The organism is Candidatus Angelobacter sp. (assembly GCA_035607015.1).
Lineage (GTDB): Bacteria > Verrucomicrobiota > Verrucomicrobiia > Limisphaerales > AV2 > AV2.
The window spans coordinates 1-5182 of sequence record DATNDF010000399.1 but is presented as its reverse complement, the minus strand read 5'-3'; the positions used below and the strand labels follow the sequence as shown (position 1 = coordinate 5182).

At 57.6% G+C, this 5182-nt stretch carries 4 protein-coding genes; all 4 read right to left on the bottom strand.

Annotated elements, in window-relative coordinates:
• Positions 1 to 614, bottom strand: a 614-nt coding sequence (locus VN887_16020; protein ID HXT41513.1) for a hypothetical protein, incomplete at its 3' end; no start/stop codon positions are given.
• A gap of 120 nt (positions 615 to 734) precedes the next feature.
• Entirely contained in the window at positions 735 to 1559 is an 825-nt protein-coding gene (locus tag VN887_16015) for an inositol monophosphatase family protein (protein HXT41512.1), read from the bottom strand.
• A gap of 58 nt (positions 1560 to 1617) precedes the next feature.
• Positions 1618 to 4785, bottom strand: a complete 3168-nt coding sequence (locus VN887_16010) for a valine--tRNA ligase (protein HXT41511.1) — start codon at positions 4783 to 4785, stop codon at positions 1618 to 1620.
• A 38-nt stretch (positions 4786 to 4823) separates the two neighbouring features.
• Positions 4824 to 5182, bottom strand: a 359-nt coding sequence (locus tag VN887_16005) for a GxxExxY protein (protein ID HXT41510.1), incomplete at its 5' end; no start/stop codon positions are given.

The following is a 5182-nucleotide window of genomic DNA, read 5'->3' as shown; positions in this document are numbered from 1 at the left end:
TCCTGCTGGCTGGGGCTTTTGCGCTCCTGCTCATCCAATTTCGTGCGCAAGCGTTGGGCCCGCTGTCCTTGCCGCCGTGCTTCCCGATCCAAGCTGGCGCGCGGCACTTTTACTCCCGTCAAGTGCTCCAGCACCGCACTGGCCTCACCCACCGGCATCTTGCTGGCCAAAAGCGCCGCCATCTCCTGCACTCGCGGCGAATAACCGGCCGTCTCCTCCAACCCCAAAACGGTGTCCGCCGGAAAACGCCATTTGCGGCAACGCCGGCAATAGCCCCGAGCTCGCCGCACCGTAATCGGACCGAACTTGCTTTCGAAGGTCCGTCCATGATCGGCATTGATGCGAGTTAAGGCCTGCTGGCAAACCGGGCAAATCGGCGGCGTGGCATCGGCCTTCTGCTGCGCCGCCTTCTCGGTCGCTTGACGCAGCAGTTCCCGGCTTTCTTTCTCAACTGCCAGTTCGATACTTCCAAGGTTCTCATCCGTAGCCGCCACGAACTGGCTCACGCTGCGCTCCAGACTCACAGCCAATCGCGCTGCGCTTACTGCCAACGGTTCAGAAACCTGCTCCCGACGCCGAATCTTAACCTCAAGTGATGGGCAAATCGCATTCATGCCTCCTTTTATCCCGTCGCCCTCCCAAACACCCGCCTAAAAACTGAGATGCGCCCTACACCAAGTGTGCGTCGTTTCATCGCGGGTCGGGCATGATGTAGCTGCGAAATCCGGCGATTGTCAAATCAAAGTCTGGAGTTTCCGACGAAGCGGGCCGTTGTTGGCCATGATCCGGTATTTGTGCTCGCCGGCCATCGGCTCGCGCCAGAAATCACCGCCGGCGCATTCGAGGATCAAGCCACCCGCCGCGATGTCCCACAGCCGGATGCCCGACTCGACGTAGGCATCCATCCGGCCGCTGGCCACGTAGGTCATCGCCAGCGCCGCCGCCCCCATGATACGGATTTTGCGGACCCGATGCACCAGCCGGTTGAGTACCGGAACCATCTGGTTCAACGTTGATTTGTGTTTGGCAAATCCCACCGAAATGATTGCCTCGTCCAGCCGGCGGCGTTTGCTGACACGAATGATTTCCCCGTTCAGATACGCCTTGCGACCGCGAATGGCCGTCCACAACTCATCGCAGAACGGATCGTACACGACGCCAACGACCGTTTCGTAACCGGCGTCGGGCTGCGATGAACCCGGAGCGCGGGACTTGGAACCTGAAACCTGTCTGACCTGCAAGGCAATCGACACGCAGAAGTGCGGAATGCCGTAGGTGAAATTGACCGTACCGTCAATTGGATCAACCACCCAGCGCTGCTCGGCTTCCACGTCGCCCAGCACGCCTTCCTCGCCCAGGATGGCGATGTGCGGGAATACAGACCGCAGCGTTTTCTCAATCAACTTCTGACAGCGCACGTCCAGCTCCAGCTTAATGTCGTGCTGCGTGGCCGAGTTGATTCGCTTGGCCGCCCTCAAGTTTCGCCGCATCAGTTCGCCGGCGGCTTGTGCCGCCCGCACGGCAATTTTCAAATGCTTCCTGAGTTCGACGGGTTTCATGGCGGTAAATCGTGTGAGCGGCTTGTTTTGAAATCTTGCAGCGACGAAACTGGAGGGTTCAGCCCTGCAGCGACTCCAGTGCTGCCTTCACCTGCTGCCGTTTCGCCTGCCATTCCGCCAGACGCTTCTTGTGTTCTTCCAAGACGTTCGGTGGGGCTTTCTCCGTGAAGGCGGGGTTGTTGAGTTTGGCCTGCGCCTTTTCAATCTCCGCTTCGATCTTCATCAGTTCCTTCTTCAGGCGCGTCCGCTCGGCTTCGACATCCACCAGTCCTTCGAGTGGCATGAACAACTCGCCAAGATCGGTGAGAGTCGAAGGAGTTCCCTTCTTCGGCGCAAAGTTCGGGTCAACGTCGAGAGATTCCGCATTGAGCAGAAGCTGAATGACGTCGCTTTCGTGCGACGGCAGTGGGTCTTTCACCTTGAGGATGAACTTCACTTTTTTGTTGGCGGCAACGTTGAACTCGCGTCGGAGATTGCGGCCGCGGGTGATCAGTTCGTATTTCGCATCTACGAACCGCACGTCACTTTCCTCGAGGCCGTAGTGAGTCTTGAAGTCGTCGTCGAGCGGCTTTGGCCAGGGCGCAAACATGACGGTCTTGCCGCCCTGATTTTCCGGCATGTCCTCGGCATAACCCATCCCGTGCCACAATCCCTCGGTGATGAACGGCAGAAACGGATGGAGTAGGCGGAGCGTGTGGCTGAGGACGAAATCAATCACCGCAAGCTTGTTCGTCTTGCGTGCCACGTCGTTCCCTTGCTGGGTCGCCTTGCTCGCCTCCACATACCAGTCGCAATACTCGCTCCAGAAGAACCGGTAAAGCGTGGCCGCGGCTTCGTTAAATTTATATTCGGCAAAGGCGGTATTGATCTCGCGAATCGCCCGGTCAAGCTTCAGCAAAATCCATTTGTCATCGGACGACAACAAAGCGGGTTCAATCTCACCTTCGATTTCAAAAGCGCCGGGCGGGTCGCCCGACGCAGCAGGCGGGCCGCCTGCGCTCCCCTGCATTTGCCGGAAACGACAGGCGTTCCAGAGTTTGTTGCAGAAGTTGCGGCCCAACTCGACGTCTTTCTCGTCGAACATCACGTCCTGGCCGAGCGGCGCGCTGCGCATGGTGCCGAAGCGGACGGCGTCGGCGCCGTACTTGGCGATGAGATCGAGCGGGTCAGGTGAATTGCCGAGGGTCTTCGACATCTTGCGCCCGATCTTGTCGCGGATGATGCCGGTGAAATAGACGTTGCGGAACGGCAGCTCGCCCATGTATTCGAAGCCCGCCATGATCATGCGCGCGACCCAGAAGAAAATAATTTCCGGCGCGGTGACAAGGTCGGTGGTCGGATAAAACTTCTTCAACGTCTCGGTCTGCTCCGGCCAGCCCATCGTGGCAAAAGGCCAGAGCCAGGAACTGAACCATGTGTCGAGTACGTCGGGGTCTTGGGTGAAGCCGTTTGCTTCAAGAACCTGTGCTTCCTCTATCGAATATGTTGCAGCCTCCCAAATTTCGCCGCGGACGCGAAGGAAAGTGATCTGTTCCTCTTTACCAGACAATGAAGTCTCCGCCGTTTGAGAATCTGACATTCCAGCCAAAAATTGCGCAATCGAAACAGGATTCTGCGAGTCGGATTTTGACAGGGTCAGTTTGGTCTTGCTCCACACCGGAATCCGATGCCCCCACCAAAGCTGGCGGCTGATGCACCAGTCCTGAATGTTCGTCAGCCAATGGTCATAAACCTTCGCCCACCGCTGCGGATGAAAGCGCATCTTGCCGGGTGGAACGGGCCACTGGCCCGTTGTGCCGGGCAACCTGCCCGGCGCTTCCGGAACGGTCGGCAAGTTGCCGACCGTAACAGGCTCGCAGCCTGTTCCACCCGGACCAGTTCCAGCTTCCTGCTCCACGCATGCCTTGGACTTCTCCACGCTAGGATACTTGAGAAACCATTGCTCGCTCAAGCGCGGCTCGATCGGCACATCCGCGCGCTGACTGAAACCGACGTTGTTCTCGTACGGCTTTTCCTCCACGAGCGCGCCGAGTTCGGTCAACTTTCCTACAGCCACTTTCCGGGCTTTAAAGCGATCCAGCCCTTTCAAATCCGCGCCCGCCAGTTCGTTCATCGTCCCATCGGGGTTCATAATGTCCACGATTGGCAGTTTGTGGCGCTGGCCAATGTCGAAGTCGGCCTTGTCATGCGCAGGCGTCACCTTGAGCACACCGGTGCCGAACTCGAAGTCCACATGCTCGTCGCCGATGATGGGAATGAGCTTCTGCTCGCGCGGCAATTCGAGAGGCAGCGGTCGCACGATGTGTTTCCCGATGAGATGCGCGTAACGCGAGTCCTTCGGATTCACGGCCACGGCGGTATCGCCGGGGATGGTTTCCGGACGCGTCGTCGCGATGGTGAGCCACACACGGCCTTGCGAATCAATTTCTGGCCCGCCTTTCTTAGCGTCCCCCTCACCCTGACCCTCTCCCCCAGAGGGGGAGAGGGAATGAGAAGCGCGAGCGTTGGTAACTTGAGAACCGGACGCAGTCGTCGCCGAAGATTTTTCTTCCTCGCCCCCCTTGGGGGAGAGAGCCGCGGTGAGGGGGCTTTCCGCAACCTGAACTCTGAAGTGACACATGAAACCTTTTTGCGGTCGCATTTCCACTTCCTCGTCGGAGAGTGCGGTCTGCGTGGCGGGACACCAGTTCACCATGCGTTTGCCGCGATAGATGAGGCCCTTCTTGTAAAGATCGACGAACACGCGCTGCACATTGCGCACGTAGTCCGGGTTCATCGTGAAACGTTCACGGGTCCAGTCGCACGAGCAGCCGAGTTTCTTGAGTTGCGCGATGATGATGCCGCCGTGTTTTTCCTTCCAGGCCCAGACACGCTTGATGAATTCCTCGCGTCCGATGTCGCGTTTGGATTTCTTCTCATCCTTCCAAATCTGTCTGGCCACCATGCCCTCGGTGGCGATGCCGGCATGGTCGGTGCCGGGCAGCCAGAGAACTTCCTTGCCGTCCATGCGCGCCTTGCGGGCGAGGACGTCCTGGATGGTGTTGTTGAGCACGTGCCCCATGTGGAGCACGCCGGTGACGTTCGGCGGCGGGATGACAATGGAATAAGCCGGGCGTCTGTCGCTCACGCGCGCGGGGTCGGCGGTGAAACAACCTTGCTTCAGCCAGAAATCGTACCATTTCTCTTCGACCGCTTGCGGTTCGTAAGCTTTGGGAATTTCAGACATGAGACACGAATTTCACCAATTCACACGGATTCAAAAAATTATAGAACGACTCGTTTGTGGGCCAGGGAATCCTCGCCAAAGTTTACAAGCAATCCAAGCCTCAGTTTTGAAGCGGCCAAGTAGTTCAAGGTTTGTTTGACGTGTGAGTCAATCAAACGCTCAACTGCTTTAGCTTCGAAGATGATTTTTTCCAACACAACAAAATCGGCGAAATATCGATGGGGTAGTACGATTCCTCGGTACGTAAGCTCATATTCGCGTTCCCGAGCGAAAGTGATCTGCTGTCGGTGGAATTCGATTTCGAGCGCGTCTTTGTAAATCACCTCATCGTGGCCTTTGCCCAATTCACGGTGCACTTCCATGCAACAGCCTATGATTTTGAACGACTCCTCTTTGT